Consider the following 18,187-nt stretch of genomic DNA (forward strand, 5'->3'; position numbering starts at 1 on the left):
TTCTCTCACCCCCCCCCCCCCCCCGGGGGAGGGGGGGGGGGGGGGGGGGATGCACGGCGGGACCTTCGTGAAAGTCCTGCGGCGCTTCCCCCTCACCCTAACCCTCTCCCCGGGGGGGAGAGGGAATGTGGGACGTCCCACATGGAATCGAATAGCCCCCAATCTCCCGCACCAGATCGACCAGCGCCCGTAGCCCCGGCGGCAGGTGACGCCGGCCTGAATAGTAAAGGCACAACCCTGGAAACGGCTGCGTCCACGCCTCCAGCACGCGCAGCAGGCGGCCGGCGGCAATGTCCTCGGCGACATGCCATTCCGCCAGATAGCCCACCCCCATCCCCGCCCGCACGGCCTCAAGCATCAGATCGGCATCGTCGAGGATCAGCGGCCCGTTGCCGTCGATGGCCACCCTCTCGCCATGCCGCTCAAACTCCCACCGGTAAAGGGCGCCGCTCGGCAGCCGGCTGCGGATGCAGCGGTGCTCGGCAAGGTCGGCCGGCGTGGCCGGCAGGGAACGGCCCGCGAAATAGTCGGGCGTGCCGACCACCGCGAAGCGCAGCTCGGGACCGAGCGGGATGGCGATCATGTCCTGCGGCACCTGTTCCGCCAGCCGGACCCCGGCATCGAAGCCCTCCAGCACGATGTCGACCAGCTTGCCTTCGGTGACGATGTCGACCGTCATCTCGGGATAACGGCGCAGATACTCCAGGATGACCGGCTTCATGATCATCCGCGCCGCGCCGGCCGAGCTGTTGATGCGCAACGTACCCGCTGGGGATGCCCGATGGTCGGACAGCCGGTCGATGGCGGCCCGGATGTCGCGCAGGGCAGGGGCGGTGTCGGCGACGAACTGCTCCCCCGCCTGGGTCAGCGCGACGCTGCGCGTCGTCCGGTGGAACAGTCGCACCCCCAGCCGCTCCTCCAACGCCGCGATGGCGTGGCTGAGTGCCGAGCGCGACATCCCCAGCTCGGCCGCCGCGGCCCGGAAACCGCGATGCCGGGCGACCGCCTGCACGGCCTCAAGCTCGGCCAGTCCAGTGAGTGACATTGTCCCGATCCGTTCACCGATTCATGCGGGATTGTCCACCTTATCACCCGCCAGGCCGTGTGCCACCTGAATGGCCAACACACACCGGCCATTCCGCGAGACCAGTCATGCACACCATCGAGACCATCTATATAGACGGCCGCTTCGTCACCCCGCACGGGACCGAACTGTTCCACCTGCACAATCCGGCGACCGGCGCCGTCACCGGCCGCGTCCGCCTTGCCGACGAGGAGGATGCCCACGCCGCCATCGCCGCCGCCAAGCGCGCCTTCCCCGCCTTCTCCCGCACCGGCAAGGCGGAACGGATCGCCATGCTGCACCGGCTGGGCGATGCCATCGCCGCCCGGCGCGACGATCTGCTGGAAGCGGTGATCGAAGAGTATGGCGCCCCGACCTCGCGCGCCGCCTTCATGGTCGACCACCCGGTGAACGCCTTCCGCGAGACCGCTGAACTGCTGGCCGATTACCCCTTCCTCCGCCGGATGGGCACGGCGGCGGTCAGCATGGAGCCGCTCGGCGTCGCCGGGCTGATCACGCCGTGGAACAGCAACGCCGGCTTCATCTGCGGCAAGCTCGCCACCGCCATCGCCGCCGGCTGCACCGCCGTGATCAAGCCCAGCGAGTTGAGCGCCCGCCAGACCCAAATCGTCACCGAGGCGCTGCATGCCGCCGACTTGGCCCCCGGCCTGTTCAACATCGTGACCGGCCGCGGCGACCGGGTGGGGGCGGTGATCTCCAGCCATCCCGATGTTGCCAAGATCTCCTTCACCGGCTCCACCGCCACCGGCAAGGCGATCCTGCGCGCGGCTGCCGACACGCTGAAGCGGGTGACGCTGGAGTTGGGCGGAAAGTCGCCGACCATCATCCTCGACGACGCCGACCTGTCCCGGGCGATCCCGCTGGCGGTCAATGCCGCCTTCATGAACAGCGGCCAGGCCTGCATCGCCGGCACCCGCCTGCTGGCTCCGCGCAGCCGCCTCGCCGAGATCGAAGCGCTTGCCAAGGCGGCCGTCGAAGCGGTGCGCGCCGGCGACCCGCGCGATCCGGCGACCACCGTCGGCCCGATGGTCAGCCGGACCCAGTGGGAACGGGTGCAGCGCTACATCCGCATCGGGGTGGAAGAGGGCGCGGTCCTGCTGGCCGGCGGAGAAGGTCGGCCAGAGGGCCAACCGGAGGAGACCGAAGGCTGGTTCGTGCAGCCGACCCTGTTCACCGGGGTCCGCAACGACATGACCATCGCCCGCGAGGAGATCTTCGGCCCCGTCCTCTCCATCATCCCCTATCACGACGAGGAGGAGGCGATCGCCATCGCCAACGACACCGTCTACGGCCTCCAGGCCTATGTGCTGTCGGGCGACACCGCCCGCGCCCGCCGCGTGGCGGATCGGATCGTCGCCGGCCGCGTGCTGATCAACAGCCTGACCCACGACCCGAAGGCGCCCTTCGGCGGCTTCAAGCAGTCCGGCATCGGCCGCGAATACGGCAGCTTCGGCCTCGACGCCTTTCTGGAACCCAAGGCGCTGCTGGGGGAGGGCGTCTAGGCGCCCGCTTCCCCCTCCAGAATGGCGTCGATCTCCGCCCGCAGCCGCATCAGCTGGTCGCGGTTGTCGGGGTCGAGGAAGCGGCGCTGTTCGCGCACCACGGCCACGTCGCGCAGGATGCGCTTCACGCTGGCCTGCAAGGTCCGCATCGCCTCCTTGGCATCCGGCTCCTCAGCCGGCGCGTCTTCCACAGCCCCCCCCTGGGCATGGTCGCGCTTGGCCTGCCGCACCGCCTTGACGCTCGCCCCCTCCTTGGCGCGCTCCCACAGCCGGGCATGCAGCTCCGCGGGGGCGGCGGCGATCTCGATCATGACGGAGCGGGAGACATGGGCGAAGCGCGACGCATACTCCTCCCGCATCTCGGCCGGCAGACCCATGATCGCCAGCAGCTTGGTCACGTCGGTGCGGTCGCGCCCGACCACGGCGGCCAACTCGTCATGGGTGTAGCCGTGCTTGTCGATCAGTCGGGCCAGCGCCGCCGCATATTCCACCGCATTCAGGTCGACGCGCTGGACATTGTCGATCAGCCCGATCTCGTCCGGATCGCCGGAGGTCAGAATGGCGAAGACCGTCTTGCGGCCCAGCATCTCGTGCGCGCGCACCCGGCGCTCGCCGCCGATCAGCAGATACTCGCCCTGGGGCAGCGGGCGGACCAGGATCGGGTTCTGCAACCCATGCCGCTCGATGGACGATGCGAGGCTGCGCAGCTCGGCCTCGTCGAAATGGCGGCGGGGCTGGTCGGGATTGCGGTGGACGCGGGCGAGGTCAAGCTCGACCACATGCGGGAAGCCGGCGGAGGTGCCGAACAGCCGGTCGCTGCCCACCGTCAGCCCGCCGGCCATCGCGCCCGCCGGCTCGGCGGCGGTGCCCAGCAACTCGCGGGTCTTGCGTTCGAACTTACGCGACATGCGGCAACTCCCGGTTCTGGGCATAGGCACGGATCTGGCGCGCCACCTCGCGGAAGGTCTCGGCCCCCGGCGCCTTCGGATCGCCGGCCAGCGTGATCATGCCGGCCGCCGCCGCCTTGCCATAGACGGTGGCGCGCGGGATGGGGGCGAACACCGGCACCTGATCGGCGTAGGATTCGTGCAGCTCCTGCAGCGTCGCGCGGTCCTGGGTCAGCCGGTCGTTGTACATGGTCGGGATGATGCCGGCGATGCGCAAGGACGGGTTCACCCGGCGGCGGATGCGGCCGATGGTGTCGACCAGCCGCTTGACGCCCAGCAGGGCCAACGCCTCCGTCTGCACCGGGACCACCACCAGCTCGGCCGCCGACAGCGCGTTGGCGGTCACCAGCCCCAGGTTGGGGGCGCAGTCCATCACCACGAAATCATAGGCGTGGCGCACCTCGTCCAGCTTCTCCCGCAGGATCAGCCCGCCGGTGGAGTCCGCCGCCAGCTCCACGTCGGCATCGGCCAGCGACAGCCCGGCCGGCGCCAGATCCAGCCCGCGCTCCGCCGTCGGCATGATGACCGAGGTCAGCGGCTCTTCCGAGCGCAGCACATAATAGAGTGTCTTGCGCTGCTGCTCCAAAGCGACGATGGCGGCGTTGCCGATGCCGACATGGACGGTGGCGTTGCTCTGCGAATCGCAGTCGATCAGCAGCACCCGCGCCCCGCCCTCCGTCAGGGCATAGGCGAGGTTGACGGCGGTGGCGGTCTTGCCGACGCCGCCCTTCTGGTTGGCGACGGCCAGATAGGTTGCGGAGCGGGGCCGCTCGTCCGCCTTGTGGCGGGTCAGGAAATCGACCAGCTGCTGCGGGATCCGCTCCGCCCCGCTTTCCCAGCGGCTGATCCGCGCCTTGGTGTAGCTGCGGCCGAGCTGCGCGTTCAGCCATTCGGCGAACTGCGTCTGGTTCTCGCCGCGGCGCTCGCGCAGCTGGCGCATGTCGTCGCCCCCGATCGACAGCATTCCGGTCATTCCCCTTCAACTCCGGCGGCCCACGGATGCGGCCGCGCGGAGTCTGAGCAAGTTGCCGGAACTTTGTCAATGGAGCCTGCGCGGAGTTGCCACAACAAACACCCTCAGCCGCCCATCTTGGACAGGGTGAAGGCGGCGAGGAATCCGGCGACGGTGATGAAGCCGGCATAATCATGGGTCGCCTCGAAGGCTTCCGGGATCATGGTGTCGGCGATCATCGCCAGGATGGCGCCGGCCGCCACCGCCTGGGTTGCCGCCACCACCGCATCGCCCAGCCCGGCGAACACCACATAGCCGAGCCACGCCGCCAATCCGGAGATCAGGGCGATGCCGGCCCACAGCCCGAAGATATAAGCGGCGGATTTGCCGGCCTTGCGCATGCCGGCCGCGCTCGACAGCCCTTCCGGCACGTTGGAGAGGAAGACGGCGATGACCGCGACCATGCTGACCGCCCCGCCTTCGATCAGGCTGACGCCGATGACGATGGATTCAGGGATGCCGTCCAGCAGCGCGCCGATGGCGATGGCCAGCCCGTTGTCACCGCCGGAGTTATCACCATCGGAGTCGGACGCCTTCTGCTGCCCGCCCGACCGCTTGCGGTGCTTGCCGCCGGCCTTGGAGACGGCGACGTTGGCCAGCGTGTAGACCAGCGCCCCGCCGAGGAAGCCGAGCGCGGTGGCGATGAAGCCGCCGCGCTGGATCGCCTCCTCCATCAGCTCGAAGGACAGGGCGGAGATCAGGACGCCGCTGCCGAAGGCCATCACCGCGGCGATCACGCGCTGCGGGATGTTGGCGACCCAGGCCGCCCCCGCCCCCAGCAGAAGCGCGGACCCGCTGAGCAGGCCCCACAGCCCGGCTTGAATCGACACTGGCATGGATCACCCGTTCCGGTTGGTTCTGTTGTCGGTCGGCAAGCCTGCCGCTCGCACTTCGGTGAAGACGCGGCGGATTTCCGGGAATCGCTCCGTCACCCGCCGTTCGATACGGGCCAATGCCTGCTCCACCTGCCCGGCGCTGACCTCGTCCCGCACATCCAGACTGACGGTGACGATCACCACCTGCGGGCCGAGATGGATGGTCAGCACCTCGTTCACACGGTCGACGGCGGCATCCTCCATCAGCAGGGCGCGCACCCCGCGCACAAGGTCGGGGCGGGCGGACTCGCCGATCAGCAGGCTCTTCGTCTCATAGGCGAGGAAGGCGGCGGTGGCGGCCAGCACCAGCCCGATCAGGACCGATCCGATGCCGTCCCACACCGGCTGGTCCAGAACCAAGTCGGCCGACAGGCAGGCGGCGGCGATGAGCAACCCGACCAGGGCGGCCGAATCCTCGAACAGCACGATGAAGACGGTGGGGTCCTTGCTGGCATGGACGGTCTCGATCACGCCGGCCTCGCCCCGGCTGGCGTTGAAGGCGCGCAATGCGATGGTCCAGCTGATCCCCTCCATCACGAAGGCGATGCCCAGCACGACGAAGTTGATCCAGGGCGACTCCACCTGCTGCGGGTGCAGGATCTTCTCCACCCCCTCATAGATGGAGACCACCGCGCCACCGGCGAAGATCACCAGCGCCACGACGAAGGTCCAGAAATACAGTTCGCGCGCGTAGCCGAAGGGATGGCGCTCGTCGGGCGGCTTCTTCGACCGTTTCAGCCCGACCAGCATCAGCGCCTCGTTCCCGGTATCGACCAGGGAATGGACCGCCTCGCTCAGCATGGAGGCGCTGCCGGTGAAGACCGCCGCGACGAATTTGGTGACGGTGATCGCCAGATTGGACGCGATAGCGGCGAAGACGACCCTCCCCGATTCCCCGTCTTCGGCCCCGTCCGCCGGTGCCGTCATCGCATTCCGCGCCATATCGCCCCCTCCACCCGGCCGAACCCCAGGGCAAGACAACTCTGCCGCCGCCGGCCGGTTCCCTGGCGGCGGGACGCCTGAACCTTGGTGACGCCCCGACGGCGGTACGGCCCGCCCGGATTTGAACTTTGGTGACGCTCCCAGCCGGACCGACTCGGCAAGACTCCTGAACTTTGGTGACGCGGAGCGGTTCAGCGGCGGTTCGGGGGTTTGAACTTTGGTGACGCCCTGGGCCCCGAATCGACTCGACCGGCCGTTTGAACTTTGGTGACGCCCGGACAGTGCGGACCGATGATAGGTGACGGAATGAGCCTCCACCCAGGCCTCCACCCATCTCAGCGTCATTCCCGCGAAGGCGGGAATCCAGCCGTTTCAGTGATTTAGCCGGGGCGTTTCCTGATTCGCCGCCTTCGCGGGGATGACGGAAAGCCCATGCCGTCCGGCAGTCTGCGGACTGGGTCGCAGAACAGGCCCCTCGCACAGCCCGATCTTACCCGCTGGAATCCTTGAACTTTGGTGACGCCCCGCAGACGGCGCCACCCGACTCCGCCCCCGAATCGACAAGTCCAGCGTCACCAAGGTTCAAATCGCCAAGCGATCGGCAGACCCGATTCGTCCACAAGCCCCCGGTTTTTCCCCATGAACTCTGGTGACGCCATCCTTGAACTGTGGTGACGCGACTCGGACTTATCCCCTGAACCTTGGTGACGAATCTAATAGTTGGTTCCAAATAGCTTCCAATTAGCCTGCGTCACCAAGGTTCAAATTGCCTTCGGCGCGATCCGGGGTGTTGTATCTGGCAGGTTCGGTCACCGGCCCGTCACACGACGGTCATGGCGGCCAAAAGCGGGAGGTCGTCATGGGCAGCATTCATCGTTTGATCGAGACTCACGGACGCGACGGCGCGCTGGCCCTCGTTTCGGACGAGGAACGGCCCCTGATCGACATCGCCGCCGCGGTCCAGGCGGCGGAGAACGGCAAGCTCGGCATCACCTATGCCGGATTCTGCCAGACAGCGCTGCCCCACCGCCAGCTTCCCGACGACCAGCATTGGGAACGGCCGGGCCACAAGGTGAAGCTGGTGATCCAGCCCGGCGTGATCGAGGACCGCAACGGCGTCACCCGCCGAATCGGCGTTCCCTATGGCAGCCGGGCGCGCATGATCCTGCTCTATCTGCAGACCCGCGCCATCCAGACCGGGAATCCGGAGGTGGAACTGGGCGGTTCCATGCATGATTGGCTGAAGCGCATGGACATCCCGATCTGCGGCAAGGCCTATCGCGACGTGGAGGATCAGGCAGCGCGCCTGTCCGCCTGCCATCTGACCTTCTTCACCGACGCCGACGGCGGCCGGCGGCAGAGCAAGGAATCGATTGTCGCCGACGCCATCCAGCTGCGCCGCCCTGACGACCGCCAGGGGACCCTGTTCACCGAGACGGTGCGGCTCAGCGACAGCTTCTTCAAGGCCTTGCGCGAGCATCCGGTCCCGGTGGCGGAAGAGGCGCTGAAGGCGATCAGCGGCAAGTCGATGGCGCTCGACGTCTATATCTGGCTGGCCTACCGCCTGCATTCGCTGGACAAGCCGACGCCGATCACCTGGGCCGCCCTGCACGGGCAGTTCGGCGCCGGCTACGCCCTGGTCCGCCAGTTCAAGACCAAGTTCATCCCGAATCTGAAATACGCCATGGCCGCCTATCCCGACGCCCGTGTCGAAGAAGCGGCCGAAGGGCTGATCCTCTACCCGTCGCGACCGCCGATCAACGAGCGGGTGATGGCGCGCATCGCCTGATCTCCTGCGGACTCCCGCCGCTGAACTTTGGTGACGCCGGTCCCGCCGATTCCTGAACTCTGGTGACGCTGCGCATCACAGGCCGGCGGTCACGAAAAGCGGTCGATCATCAGATCCAGCAGGGCGCGCAGGCGCGCCAACCGGCGGAGATCCTGGTGATAGCCGACCCAGACATCGCGTCCGGGCGGCGGTTCGCCAAGGTCGATGACCTGCAACCTGTCCAAGGCATCGCCGATCGGACGCGGCAGAACCGCCAATCCGACGCCGAAGGCCGCCATGGCGGCCTGGACGTCACGGTTGTTGCTGCGAAACGCGATGCGGGCGTTGGGCAGCATCCGCCGCAGCCATTCCACATCCGGCATGCCGCCGAAGGCGACGTCCATCGTGACCAGCGCGCAGCCCGTGCCGTCACCGACCTCCGGCGGCGGGCTGCCGACGATCCCGTATAGGGCGTAGTCGATCCGGGTCAGCTTGCGCTGCACCACTTCCGGCTCGTCAAACGGACGGATGCGAAACACGAGGTCGGCCTCGCGCCTGGACAGGCTCAGCAACCGTGACTCGGTCAACAGCTCCACCACCACACCGGGGTGGCGCCGCGTGAACTCGTGAATGACCGGCGTCAACATGTGCAGGCCGAACCAGTCGGAGGACGACAGCCGCAGGCTACCCTCCAGCCGTCCGCCTTGACCGGCCAGTTCGCGTTCCAGCGCAAGGCTTTCCTCTTCCATGCGCTCGGCATGGCGCAGCACCGCGGCCCCTTCGTCGGTCAGCACGAAGCCGTCGCTGGTCCGCTGGAACAGCGTGTGCCCCACCGCCTCCTCCAGCGCGCGCAGACGACGTCCCATGGTCGGCTGGGTCTGTCCGACCCGCCGTGCCGCCGCGCCGAGCGTGCCCTCGCGGGCGATCGCCAGGAAAATCCGAAGGTCGCTCCACTCCATGCCACATCATACAGAAATGAATGGAGATCAAACAGTATCGTTGTTTTTCAAACATCCACGTTGGGCACATCCTTCAGGACATCACCACGATGTTTCCACCAACGAGGAGCAAGGCCATGTCCCAGGATCCGAGCAACACGATGCGCGCGCTGGTGCTGGATGCGTACGACGCCCCGTTTCGGCTGACCGAGGTGGCCCGGCCGGTGGCCGGTCCCGGCCAGGTGCTGGTCCGCATCGCCGCCAGCGGCGTCAACCCGCTGGACACCAAGATCCGGGCCGGCGCGGCGGCCCACGCGAAGCATCCGCTGCCCGCCATCCTCGGCATCGATCTGGCGGGTGAGGTCGTCGCCGTCGGTCCCGGTGTCACCGCCTTCAAGCCCGGCGATCAGGTCTATGGCATGACCGGCGGCGTCGGTGGCCGGCAGGGCTCGCTGGCGGAATACGCCGCGGTCGAGGCCGATCTGCTCGCGCACAAGCCGGCGAACCTGACGATGCGCGAAGCCGCCGCGCTGCCGCTGATCACCATCACCGCCTGGGAAGGGCTGGTCGACCGCGCCAATGTGCAGTCCGGCCAGACGGTTCTGGTCCAGGGCGGCGCCGGCGGTGTGGGCCATGTGGCGGTGCAGATCGCCCGTGCTTTCGGCGCGACCGTCTGGGCGACGGAATCGGCCGGGAAGTCGGCGCTGGTCGAACAGCTGGGCGCCACCGCCATCGATTACCGGGCCGAGACGGTCGAAGCCTACGTCGCCCGTCACACCCAGGGCCGTGGTTTCGATCTGGTCTATGACACCGCCGGCGGGCCGGTGCTCGACGCCTCGTTCCAGGCGGTGCGGCGCTTCGGCCATGTGGTCAGCTGCCTGGGCTGGGGGACGCATGCGCTGGCGCCGCTGTCGTTCCGCGCCGCCACCTACTCCGGCGTCTTCACCCTGCTGCCCATGCTGACGGGGGAAGGGATGGCGAACCATGGCGAAATCCTGCGCCGGGCCGCAGCCCTGGTCGAAGCCGGCAAGCTGCTGCCCCGTCTCGATCCGCGGCGCTTCTCGCTGGAGCAGGCCGACGAAGCGCACACCGCCGTGACCGACGGCAGTGCCAGCGGCAAGATCGTCGTCGAGATCGCGCTCTGACTGCCGGGCTCTCCACCTTGGGCCGGCGGCCTGCTCGCACGCCGAACCGCCGTCACCAGAGTTCAAACGTCCGATTCCCCCTCCGCCCCAAGGTGGGCGAAGGGGGAGGGGGGCAGTGGCGGACCGCTAGGCCCGACCGGCCGTCACGTCGCGCAGATAGCCGCGCGGCAGCGCTTCGGTCAGCCCGTCCACTCCGGTCTGCACCGCACGGGCGAGCGCGGTGCGGGCCAGCACCACCAGCAGGTCGGTCTGGGTGACCATGCCGAGGATCCGGCGGTTCTGGTCGACGATCACCACGTCGTGGGTGCGGCCATCGGACAGGCGGCCAAGCAGGCGGAAGACCGGCGTGTCGGGCAGCTCGGTCGCCGCCGGTGCCATCACGGCGCCGACGCGCGTTCCATGACGGGCGACATCACCGTGCGACAGCTGCTCGTGCCCGACGATGCCGACCAGTATGTTCTGCGCATCCACCACCGGCAGGGTGCGGAAGCCATGCTCCAGCAGCCGGGCGCGGGCCACCTGCGGATGGGTGTCCGGCGTGACGGTGACGAGGTCGCGCGACATGATCTCCCGGCAGCTGATGTCGACATGCAGCCGCTCCAGCGCGTGCAGCTCGGCATTGACCAGCAGGGTGCCCAGATCGTCGCGGCTGACGTCCAGCGTCTCGGCCAGCGTGCGCAGCGCGTCGTCCACGTCGCCCTGGGTCAGGCCGGGGCGCAGCTGCGCCGGCGGATCGTTGGTGCGGTGGGTGTTGACCGCCCTGTGCGGATAACGGTGGCCCGACAGCCGGTGGAACATCAATCCGGCCGTCACCAGCAGGATGGAGTTCACCGCGACCGGGAAGAAGGCGAACTTGATGCCCATCTCCGTCACCGCCGGCCCACCCAGCACCGCGGTCAGGGCGGCGGCGCCGCCGGGCGGATGCAGGCAGCGGGTCAGCGACATGGTGGCGATGGCCAGCGCCACCGCGGCGGCCCCAGCCAGCATCGGGTCGGGGATGACGCTGGCGACCAGCACGCCGACGACGGCCGACAGCGTGTTGCCGCCGATGATCGACCAGGGCTGTGCCAGCGGACTGGCCGGAACGGCGAACAGCAGCACCGCCGACGCCCCCATCGGCGCCACCAGAACCGGCGCGCTGGACATGAAGGTCAGCATGTTGCGGCACAGCAATCCGGTCGCGGCGATGCCCAGCAGCGCGCCGCAGCAGGCGATCATCCGGTCGCGCAGCGTGGCGCCCGGCAGGATCGGCCGGAACACAAGCTCACCCAATCGCGCCCCAAATCCCGCGAGGCGTTCCTGCAAGGCGGCAAACTTTCCCCTGCTCATTCGGTCCCCATCCCCCTCGTTGCACCATCCGGCCCGTTCGGGCAGCAAAGTTGGGCGACCCTAAAACCTCAACAGGACTTGAGGTCAAGCGGAAAAGCCGTCAGACTTGCGGGACGGAGGGTTGCAGGAAAGGGGAGGAACCGCAATGCTGTCACCTGAGGACTACGACAAGGACCTGACGGTGGGGGAGGTGGCGCGCCGCTCCGGCGTGGCTGTCTCGACCATCCATTTCTACGAGGCGCAGGGGCTGATCCGCAGCTGGCGCAATCCCGGCAACCAGCGCCGCTTTTCCCGCGACGTGCTGCGGCGGGTGGCGGTCATCAAGGTGGCGCAGCGGCTCGGCATCTCGCTCGCCTCCATCGCCGACGCGCTGAACGCCCTGCCGCAGGACCGCTCCCCCACCACCGCCGACTGGCGCCGCATGTCGGAGCGCTGGCGGGCGGAGTTGGACGACCGCATCGCCAAGCTGACGAAGCTGCGCGACAATCTGGACGGCTGCATCGGCTGCGGCTGCCTGTCGATCCGCGACTGCCCCCTGCGCAACCCGTGGGACGAGCTTGGCGACGCCGGCGCCGGCCCGCGGCTGCTCGACCCCGCCTGATCCTGCCCCCTGATCTTGGGCTCGTCCCACATTAAAATTGCGGCCCATACGAAAATAAGGGGTGAAGCCGGCGCGGCGATGGTTCATGGAAACGGCCGTCGAAAGAGCCATCCGTCACCTCAGAGGATCCGCAGGGTGATCGTCGCCAATCCGCCCCGTTCCGCAGTCCGCTCCGCCGCCCCGTTCCGCAGACCGCTCCGTCGTCTGGCCGCCTGCCTGTCGCTCGCCGCCGCCCTCCTGGGTTCGGTCCCCGCCATCGCGCTGACCCCGCCGGACACGGCGGCCAAACAGGCCTATCTGGTCGATCTGACCAGTGGGGAGGTGCTGCTGGACAAGAACGGCGAAACCCGCATGGCGCCGTCGTCGATGACCAAGATGATGACGGCCTATCTCACCTACGACGCGCTGGTCCATGGCCGGACGACGCTCGACACCGGCTTCCCGGTCAGCCAGACCGCCTGGAAGATGGGCGGCTCGCGCATGTTCCTGAAGCTGGGCAGTCAGGTGCGGGTGGAGGATCTGCTGCGCGGCCTGCTGATCGACAGCGGCAACGACGCCGCCGTGGCGCTGGCCGAGGGGCTGGCCGGCAGCCAATCCGCCTTCGCCGCGATGATGAACGCCAAGGCGCGCGACCTGGGGATGACCGACACCCACTTCATGAACGCCAGCGGATGGCCGGACCCGGACCACTACACCACCGCCCGCGATCTGGCGACCCTCGCCACCCACCTGATCCGCGACTTCCCGCAATTCTACCATTACGAGTCGGAACGGACCTTCACCTGGAACGGCATCCGCCAGGGCAACCGCAATCCGCTGCTCTACCACCCGGTCAGCGTCGACGGCATCAAGACCGGCCACACCGAGGTCGGCGGCTACGGTCTGACCGCGTCGGGCGAGCGCAACGGCCGCCGTCTGGTTCTGGTGGTCAACGGCCTGCCCAGCCCGCAGTCCCGCAACGACGAGCCGACCCGGCTGCTCGACTGGGCCTGGAACAGCTTCAAGCTCTACCCGCTGCTGCACAAGGGCGAGCTGGTCGAACAGGCGCCGGTATGGATGGGCGAGGAGGACAGCGTGCCGGTGACGGTCGCCGACGACGTGACGGTGACCATGGCGCCCGCCGACCGCAACAGCCTGCATGTCGTCGCCACCCTGGCCGAACCGCTGCCCAGCCCGGTCCATCGCGGCGACGTCGTCGGCAAGCTCCGCGTCGACTATGACGGCGCCGTCCGCCGGACGGTCGATCTGATCGCCGGTGCCGACGTGCCGGCCTCCAGCGGCCTGACCGCTCTCGGTCAGCGGCTGGGGCAGATCCTGCCCTGACGGGATGGCTCCCTCTCCCGTCCCGGGAGAGGGCATTCTTCCCCCGCTCAATCCACCTTCAGCGTGATGGTGCCCATGGTGCCGTAGCGGGCGACCGACCGGCTGCCGGGCTCGACGAAGACGGTGCCGGTGCAGGATCCGGTGGTCACCACCTCTCCCGCATGCAGGCCGCCGAAGCTGCGGGTGCCGACATTGGCCATCCACACCAGCAGCCGAACCGGATCGCCGGCGCTGTTGCCGCCGACGACATCGACCTTGGTCTCGCCGTCGACCTCCAGCGTCACCGCCTCTTTCAACGGGTCGAGCGAGCGCCAGTCGGCGATGGCCGGCCCGACGATCAGGGCGCCGTGGTTGAACTGGTCGGCCATATGGCTGAGCCTGTCCTGGCTGCCGAACCCGGCGAAGCGGGTGTCGACGATCTCCCAGGCCGGATGGACGGACGCAACGGCGTCCAGCACCTCTTCGCGGCTGTAGGGCTGCTCGCGCACCGGCAGGTCGCGGGCGAAACGGTAGGCGATCTCCGCCTCCACCCCGATGACCTGGAAGATCTTGGCCGGCAGATGGTCGGTGCCTTCGAAGACGGTGGCGGCATTGATCGGCGCGCGGAACGGCTCGGCGTCGGGCGTGGCGGCGCCGACCTTCCAGGCGGTGACGGGGCCGAGGCGGCGGGCGACGGCATCCTGGATCGCATAGGCCTCCGCTTCGGTCGCCGGGCGGTTGTCCAGCCCGGTCAGCCACTGGCGGGTCTCGCGCGCGGCGATCAGGGCCTCGACGGTATCGGTCATGACAGGTCTCTGTGGTGAGGGGAAGGGGAGGGGGCGCCGCCCAGGGTGTCGCTGGGAGCGCCGCAGGATTGGCGGACGACCAGCCGGCTCGGCAGGATGATCCGCTCGGGCGGGCCTTGCGGGTCGGCGATCCGGCGCAGCAGCAGCCGGGCGGCTTCCTGCCCGATCTGCCTTGCGGAGGTGGCGACGGTGGTCAGCGCCGGCCGGCTGAGTGCGGCTTCCGGCACGTCGTCGAAGCCGGTGACGGCCAGATCGCGCCCGGCCCTCAGACCGCGCGCCTCCAGCCCCAGCATCAGGCCGAGCGCCACCACGTCGTTGTAGCACAGCGCCGCCGTCGGGGCGGCCATCGGGGCCTGCGGCCGATTCAGCAGATCATCAGCCATCTCAGCACCCGACCGCCGGGTCAGCGGGCAGCGCAGCACCAGATCGTCGGCCAGCCCATGCCGCCGCATCGCCGCGGTGAAGCCGGCATGGCGCGCCGCGTAGGCGGAATGGTCCAGCGTCCCGCCGACGAAGGCGATCCGCCGGTGACCCAGCGAGATGAGATGCTCGGTCACCGTCTCCATGCCCGCCTGGTAATCCACCCCGGCATAGTCTCTTCCCTGGTCGGACACGAAGCGCAGGGCCTGCACGCAGGGCAGCCGCCAGCGGTCCAACCGGTCGAGCAGCTCGGCTTGCGTTCCGGCGGCGGGGCAGAGGATCACCCCGTCGACATTGTGCTCCCGCATCCGCTGCAGGAATCGGTCCTGGCGCTCCGGCTGTTCGGCGGTGTTGGCGATGAAGGCGACAAAGCCTTCGGTGTCCAGCACGTCGTCCACCCCCGCCGTCAACTCGGCATAGAAGGGGTTGTTCAGTTCGCAGACCAGCAGCCCGACCGTTTGGGTGCGGGCGGCGCGCAGGTTGGCGGCGCCGCGGTTGTAGATGTAGCCGAGCGCCGCCATGGCGGCCTGGACCCGCTCCCGCGTTTCCGCCGCCACCAGCGGGCTGCCGCGCAGCACCAGCGACACGGTCGAGCGCGACACCCCGGCATGGCCGGCGACCTCCGTCAGGGTGACGCTTTCCTGCTTGGCGTTGGCCGGTTTGCTGGTGGCCGGCTTGCTGCTATCGGGCGCTCTGGCCACGGCGGCGGTGCCTCACACCACGGCGGTCGGCAGCGGCCGGCCGGCGAAGAAGGCTTCCAGATTGTCCAGCACCAGCTGGCCCATCGCCATCCGCGTTTCCACCGTGGCGCTGGCCTGATGCGGCTGCAGGACGACGTTGTCGAGGCCATAGAAGCCTTCCGGCACGTTCGGCTCGTCGGCGAAGACGTCCAGCCCGGCGCCGCCGATCCGGCCCTCGGTCAGGGCGGCCAGCAGCTCCGGCTCGTCCACCACGCTGCCGCGGGCGACATTGATCAGCAACCCCTCCGGCCCCAGCGCGTCCAGCACGGCGCGGCCGACCATGTTGCGGGCATCCGCCCCGGCCGAGGCGGCGACGATCAGGATGTCGCTCTCGCGCGCCAGATCGACCGGCGAGGCGACGAAGCGGTAGGACACGCCGTCGCGCGGCTTGCGGTTGGTGTAGGCGATGGTCATGCCGAAGGCTTCCGCGCGCTTGGCGATGGCCTCGCCGATGCGTCCCAGACCCAGCACGCCCAGCCGCTTGCCGCTGACCTTGCGGGCGAGCGGCAGCTTGCCCTTCGGCCAGTTTCCGGCGCGGACGAAGCGGTCGCCCACCATCATCCGGCGCGAGGCGGCGATCATCAGCCCGATGGCGAGGTCGGCGACGTCGTCGGTCAGCACGTCCGGCGTGTTGGTCACCCGCACGCCGCGGCCGCGGGCATGCTCCAGATCGACCGCGTCGGTGCCGACGCCGTTGATGGTGACGATCCCGAGATTGGGCAGCGCCTCGACCACCGCCTTCTTCACGCCGGTCCCGCCGCCGGTGACGACGGCGCGCACCCGGTCGGCGACCTCGGCGATCAGCCGGTCGCGGTCGGGGGCCGCGGACAGGCGGTGGACGGTGTAGGCCGCATCCAGCGCCTGCTCGATGGCGGGCATCATGGGTTCGACCAGCAGGATTTCGGGCTTCATCGCAATTTGTCCTTGGTGGAACAGAAAGTCCTTAGAGCCTGTTTGGAAACGCCCAACCTGTTCTGATCCTTTTCCAACCCGTCATCCCCGCGAAGGCGGGGATCCAGGCTTCCCACCAGGGAACACCGTGGAATAGCTGGATTCCCGCTTTCGCGGGAATGACGATGGAAGGGCGTCGAGTGTTGCCGACGGACTTTTCAAACGGGCTCTTAGTGCGCCAGGATCTGGCCCAGGAAGCTTCGGGTCCGCTCCGATTTCGGATCGGTGAAGAACGCCTCCGGCGTGTTCTGCTCGACGATCTCGCCGCGGTCCATGAAGATCACGCGGTGGGCGACCGACTTGGCGAACCCCATCTCGTGCGTCACGCACAGCATGGTCATGCCGTCTTCCGCCAGCCCGATCATGGTGTCGAGCACCTCCTTCACCATCTCCGGATCCAGCGCGGAGGTCGGCTCGTCGAACAGCATCACCTTCGGGTTCATGCACAGCGACCGCGCGATGGCGACGCGCTGCTGCTGGCCGCCCGACAGCTGGCCGGGGTATTTGTCGGCCTGTTCGGGGATGCGCACCCGCTCCAGATAGCGGATGGCGGTGGCCTTCGCCTCGGCCTTGGTCGTGCCGCGCACCTTCATCGGCGCCAGCATGCAGTTCTCCAGCACGGTCAGGTGCGGGAACAGGTTGAAGCTCTGGAACACCATGCCGACCTCGCGCCGGACGGTGTCGAGCTGGCGGTGGTGCGGGCCGAGTTCGACGCCGTTGACGGTGATCCGGCCCTTCTGGTGGCGTTCCAGCTGGTTGATGCAGCGGATCAGGGTCGATTTGCCCGATCCGGACGGGCCGCAGATGACGATGCGCTCACCCCGGTGGACCTCCAGGTCGATGTCCTTCAGCACCTGGAAATGATCGTACCATTTCTGGACGCCTTCCATGCGGATGACGACATCCGCGCTCATCGCGGGCGCGACGCCGTCGCGCGTCGGCTCAGACGCCATTGCCATGGTCGTAACCTCCACCGGGGATTGCGCTTCGTTCGACTTAGGACTTGCTGGCGGTGACGGCCGCCGGCAGGTCGGTGCCCAGCCACTTCTGATGGATGGCGTTCAGCTCGCCGTTCTTCTTCACGGTGTCGAGGAAGCCGTTGACCCAGCCCATCAGCTTGTCCTGGCCCTGGCGAAGGGCGATGCCCTGCACCTGGCTCTTCAGCACGAACTTCATCTCGTAATTGGCCTGCGGCGCCATCGTCTTGATCTGCTGCGCCACCACGTTGCTGACGCCCAGCGCATCGACCTGACCGGACAGCAGGGCCTGCACGGCGCTGGCGTCGTCGTCGAAGCGCATGATGCGGGCATCCTTGGGCGCCACCGCGCTCAGCGACTGGTCCTGCGTGCTGGCGCGGGCGACGCCGACGCTCTTGCCCGACAGGTCTTCCGGCTTCTTGACCGCCGACTTCTGCGGGGCGAGCAGCCCGATCTCGATCGCCGCATAGGGCTCGGAGAAGGCGACCTGCTTGGCGCGCTCCGGCGTGACGCCGAGCGAGGCGACCAGCACGTCGACCTTGCCAGTCAGCAGGTAGGGGATGCGGTTCGGCCCGGTCACCGGCACGATGTCGACCGGCACGCCCATGTGCTTGGCCATCAGCTTGGCGACGTCGGCGTCATAGCCGTCCGGCTTGCCTTCGCTATTGGTGATGCCGAAGGGCGGGAAGTCGACCAGCATGCCGATGGTCAGCTTGCCCTTGCCCTTGATCTCCTCGACGCTCTGGGCGTGCGCGGTGGCGGTGAGGCCAATAGCGGCGGACATCAGGGCGCCGGCGACGACGAGGCGGCGGGTGACGGTGAAGGCCATGGGTGTTTCCTCCAAGTGC

Annotated in this window: 17 protein-coding genes; 5 read left to right on the forward strand and 12 right to left on the reverse strand. The window is 68.5% G+C overall.

The window, feature by feature from the left end; all coding sequences use genetic code 11:
- Positions 1-97 precede the first annotated feature (97 nt).
- The gene (locus TSH20_RS10695; RefSeq protein WP_109074716.1) at positions 98-1,045 is read right to left on the reverse strand and encodes a LysR family transcriptional regulator; all 948 of its coding nucleotides are present in this window, start codon (positions 1,043-1,045) and stop codon (positions 98-100) included.
- 107 nt (positions 1,046-1,152) lie between these two features.
- Here TSH20_RS10695 and TSH20_RS10700 point away from each other — a divergent pair, with 107 nt between their 5' ends.
- Positions 1,153-2,586 carry an aldehyde dehydrogenase family protein gene (locus TSH20_RS10700; RefSeq protein WP_109074717.1) on the forward strand — a complete coding sequence of 478 codons (1,434 nt, stop codon included), beginning with the start codon at positions 1,153-1,155 and terminating at the stop codon, positions 2,584-2,586.
- Here TSH20_RS10700 and TSH20_RS10705 read toward each other — a convergent pair.
- The 4 genes from TSH20_RS10705 to TSH20_RS10720 form a co-directional block, all read right to left on the reverse strand.
- A complete protein-coding gene (locus TSH20_RS10705; protein WP_109074718.1) occupies positions 2,583-3,494 on the reverse strand; it encodes a ParB/RepB/Spo0J family partition protein in 912 nt (303 codons plus the stop codon). The two genes, TSH20_RS10700 and TSH20_RS10705, sit on opposite strands and share 4 nt — an antisense overlap.
- Positions 3,484-4,497, reverse strand: coding sequence for an AAA family ATPase (locus tag TSH20_RS10710; RefSeq protein ID WP_109150984.1), 1,014 nt, complete (start codon positions 4,495-4,497; stop codon positions 3,484-3,486). Before TSH20_RS10710 ends, TSH20_RS10705 begins: the two co-directional genes overlap by 11 nt.
- Positions 4,498-4,610: 113 nt before the next feature.
- Positions 4,611-5,381 (reverse strand): ZIP family zinc transporter, encoded by a 771-nt coding sequence (locus TSH20_RS10715; protein ID WP_109074720.1) that lies wholly within the window; start codon positions 5,379-5,381, stop codon positions 4,611-4,613.
- A gap of 3 nt (positions 5,382-5,384) precedes the next feature.
- Entirely contained in the window at positions 5,385-6,362 is a 978-nt protein-coding gene (locus TSH20_RS10720; protein ID WP_109074721.1) for a cation diffusion facilitator family transporter, read from the reverse strand.
- 859 nt (positions 6,363-7,221) lie between these two features.
- On the opposite strand from TSH20_RS10720, the gene TSH20_RS10725 reads away from it, so the two are divergent.
- Complete coding sequence (locus tag TSH20_RS10725; RefSeq protein WP_109074722.1) at positions 7,222-8,151, forward strand: replication protein RepA; 930 nt, start codon at positions 7,222-7,224, stop codon at positions 8,149-8,151.
- An 89-nt stretch (positions 8,152-8,240) separates the two neighbouring features.
- Here TSH20_RS10725 and TSH20_RS10730 read toward each other — a convergent pair whose 3' ends face one another.
- The gene (locus TSH20_RS10730; RefSeq protein WP_109074723.1) at positions 8,241-9,089 is read right to left on the reverse strand and encodes a LysR family transcriptional regulator; all 849 of its coding nucleotides are present in this window, start codon (positions 9,087-9,089) and stop codon (positions 8,241-8,243) included.
- A gap of 116 nt (positions 9,090-9,205) precedes the next feature.
- Here TSH20_RS10730 and TSH20_RS10735 point away from each other — a divergent pair, with 116 nt between their 5' ends.
- Positions 9,206-10,213 carry a zinc-dependent alcohol dehydrogenase family protein gene (locus TSH20_RS10735; RefSeq protein WP_109074724.1) on the forward strand — a complete coding sequence of 336 codons (1,008 nt, stop codon included), beginning with the start codon at positions 9,206-9,208 and terminating at the stop codon, positions 10,211-10,213.
- A gap of 126 nt (positions 10,214-10,339) precedes the next feature.
- Here the strand turns inward: TSH20_RS10735 and TSH20_RS10740 are convergent, their stop codons facing one another.
- A complete protein-coding gene (locus TSH20_RS10740) occupies positions 10,340-11,542 on the reverse strand; it encodes an HPP family protein (RefSeq protein ID WP_109074725.1) in 1,203 nt (400 codons plus the stop codon).
- 145 nt (positions 11,543-11,687) lie between these two features.
- Between TSH20_RS10740 and soxR the strand changes: the two genes are divergently transcribed.
- Both soxR and TSH20_RS10750 read left to right on the forward strand, forming a co-directional pair.
- Positions 11,688-12,143, forward strand: coding sequence for a redox-sensitive transcriptional activator SoxR (gene soxR / locus TSH20_RS10745; RefSeq protein ID WP_109074726.1), 456 nt, complete (start codon positions 11,688-11,690; stop codon positions 12,141-12,143).
- Between the two features lie 135 nt (positions 12,144-12,278).
- Positions 12,279-13,466: a D-alanyl-D-alanine carboxypeptidase family protein gene (locus tag TSH20_RS10750; protein ID WP_158281982.1), complete on the forward strand. Its 1,188-nt coding sequence runs from the start codon at positions 12,279-12,281 to the stop codon at positions 13,464-13,466.
- 47 nt (positions 13,467-13,513) lie between these two features.
- Here TSH20_RS10750 and TSH20_RS10755 read toward each other — a convergent pair whose 3' ends face one another.
- The 5 genes from TSH20_RS10755 to TSH20_RS10775 all read right to left on the reverse strand — a co-directional run bounded on the left by TSH20_RS10755 (position 13,514) and on the right by TSH20_RS10775 (position 18,168).
- On the reverse strand, positions 13,514-14,251 hold the full coding sequence (locus tag TSH20_RS10755; protein WP_109074728.1) for a fumarylacetoacetate hydrolase family protein: 738 nt from the start codon (positions 14,249-14,251) through the stop codon (positions 13,514-13,516).
- On the reverse strand, positions 14,248-15,372 hold the full coding sequence (locus TSH20_RS10760) for a LacI family DNA-binding transcriptional regulator (RefSeq protein WP_247871643.1): 1,125 nt from the start codon (positions 15,370-15,372) through the stop codon (positions 14,248-14,250). Before TSH20_RS10760 ends, TSH20_RS10755 begins: the two co-directional genes overlap by 4 nt.
- A 12-nt stretch (positions 15,373-15,384) precedes the next feature.
- Positions 15,385-16,323 carry a 2-hydroxyacid dehydrogenase gene (locus TSH20_RS10765; protein ID WP_109074729.1) on the reverse strand — a complete coding sequence of 313 codons (939 nt, stop codon included), beginning with the start codon at positions 16,321-16,323 and terminating at the stop codon, positions 15,385-15,387.
- Between the two features lie 209 nt (positions 16,324-16,532).
- Positions 16,533-17,315, reverse strand: a complete 783-nt coding sequence (locus TSH20_RS10770; RefSeq protein ID WP_282183494.1) for an amino acid ABC transporter ATP-binding protein — start codon at positions 17,313-17,315, stop codon at positions 16,533-16,535.
- Positions 17,316-17,358: 43 nt separating this feature from the next.
- Positions 17,359-18,168 (reverse strand): transporter substrate-binding domain-containing protein, encoded by an 810-nt coding sequence (locus tag TSH20_RS10775; protein ID WP_109074730.1) that lies wholly within the window; start codon positions 18,166-18,168, stop codon positions 17,359-17,361.
- Positions 18,169-18,187 lie beyond the last annotated feature (19 nt).

It is taken from the genome of Azospirillum sp. TSH20, assembly GCF_003115935.1.
Lineage (GTDB): Bacteria > Pseudomonadota > Alphaproteobacteria > Azospirillales > Azospirillaceae > Azospirillum.

Bases quoted from the DNA above. Each gene is read 5' to 3' on its own strand.
- TSH20_RS10695 (WP_109074716.1), bottom strand. From the start codon at position 1,045: ATGTCACTCACTGGACTGGCCGAGCTTGAGGCCGTGCAGGCGGTCGCC.
- TSH20_RS10700 (WP_109074717.1), top strand. From the start codon at position 1,153: ATGCACACCATCGAGACCATCTATATAGACGGCCGCTTCGTCACCCCG.
- TSH20_RS10705 (WP_109074718.1), bottom strand. From the start codon at position 3,494: ATGTCGCGTAAGTTCGAACGCAAGACCCGCGAGTTGCTGGGCACCGCC.
- TSH20_RS10710 (WP_109150984.1), bottom strand. From the start codon at position 4,497: ATGCTGTCGATCGGGGGCGACGACATGCGCCAGCTGCGCGAGCGCCGC.
- TSH20_RS10715 (WP_109074720.1), bottom strand. From the start codon at position 5,381: ATGCCAGTGTCGATTCAAGCCGGGCTGTGGGGCCTGCTCAGCGGGTCC.
- TSH20_RS10720 (WP_109074721.1), bottom strand. From the start codon at position 6,362: ATGGCGCGGAATGCGATGACGGCACCGGCGGACGGGGCCGAAGACGGG.
- TSH20_RS10725 (WP_109074722.1), top strand. From the start codon at position 7,222: ATGGGCAGCATTCATCGTTTGATCGAGACTCACGGACGCGACGGCGCG.
- TSH20_RS10730 (WP_109074723.1), bottom strand. From the start codon at position 9,089: ATGGAGTGGAGCGACCTTCGGATTTTCCTGGCGATCGCCCGCGAGGGC.
- TSH20_RS10735 (WP_109074724.1), top strand. From the start codon at position 9,206: ATGTCCCAGGATCCGAGCAACACGATGCGCGCGCTGGTGCTGGATGCG.
- TSH20_RS10740 (WP_109074725.1), bottom strand. From the start codon at position 11,542: ATGAGCAGGGGAAAGTTTGCCGCCTTGCAGGAACGCCTCGCGGGATTT.
- soxR (WP_109074726.1), top strand. From the start codon at position 11,688: ATGCTGTCACCTGAGGACTACGACAAGGACCTGACGGTGGGGGAGGTG.
- TSH20_RS10755 (WP_109074728.1), bottom strand. From the start codon at position 14,251: ATGACCGATACCGTCGAGGCCCTGATCGCCGCGCGCGAGACCCGCCAG.
- TSH20_RS10765 (WP_109074729.1), bottom strand. From the start codon at position 16,323: ATGAAGCCCGAAATCCTGCTGGTCGAACCCATGATGCCCGCCATCGAG.
- TSH20_RS10770 (WP_282183494.1), bottom strand. From the start codon at position 17,315: ATGGCGTCTGAGCCGACGCGCGACGGCGTCGCGCCCGCGATGAGCGCG.
- TSH20_RS10775 (WP_109074730.1), bottom strand. From the start codon at position 18,168: ATGGCCTTCACCGTCACCCGCCGCCTCGTCGTCGCCGGCGCCCTGATG.